1 protein-coding gene is annotated in these 571 nt (G+C 28.2%); it reads left to right on the top strand.

What is annotated here, in order from left to right:
* Positions 1 to 275 precede the first annotated feature (275 nt).
* Positions 276 to 571 (top strand): hypothetical protein (locus tag DNK85_RS12620; protein ID WP_208123118.1); only part of this gene is annotated, 296 nt, incomplete at its 3' end.

The following is a 571-nucleotide window of genomic DNA, read 5'->3' as shown; positions in this document are numbered from 1 at the left end:
GAAAAGAAAAAAAAAGAAAAGAAGGGGAAAAAAAAAGAGAAAAGAGGAGAANAAGAGAAGGAAAAAGAAAAAGAAAAAAAGAAAAAAAGGAAAAGAAAAAAAAGAAAAGAAAAGGAAAAAAGAAAGGAAAAAGAAAAGAAAAAAAGGAAGAGAGAAAGAAAGAAGAGGAAAAAGGAGAGGGAGAAAAAAAAGAGAAGAGGAAAAAAGAGGAAGGAGAAGAAGGAGAAGAAAAAAAAACAAACAAAAGGAAGAAAAGAAAGTAGAAAGGAGAAGATGTGGTTAAAGGAAGAAAAAAAGGGAGGAAAGAGAAAGAGAATGAAAAAAGAAGAAGGAAAGAAGAGAAAAAAAAGAAGGAAAGGAAAGAAAAGGAAAAGGAAAAAGAAGAAAAAAAAGAAAAAAAAAAAAAAAAAGAAAAAGAGGAAGAAGAAGAGGAGAAAAGGGAGAAAGAAAAAGGAGAAAAAAAAAAAAAAGAGGAAAGAAAAGAAAATGAAAAAAGAAGAGAAGAGAAGAAAAAAAAGGAGAGAAAGGGAAAAGAAAAGAAAAAAGAAAGGAAAAAAAAAAAAGAGAGGAG

Source organism: Cysteiniphilum halobium (assembly GCF_003574425.1).
GTDB lineage: Bacteria > Pseudomonadota > Gammaproteobacteria > Francisellales > Francisellaceae > Caedibacter > Caedibacter halobius.
The sequence above is the reverse complement of the archived record's forward strand: the minus strand, read 5'-3'. Positions and strand labels throughout refer to the sequence as shown.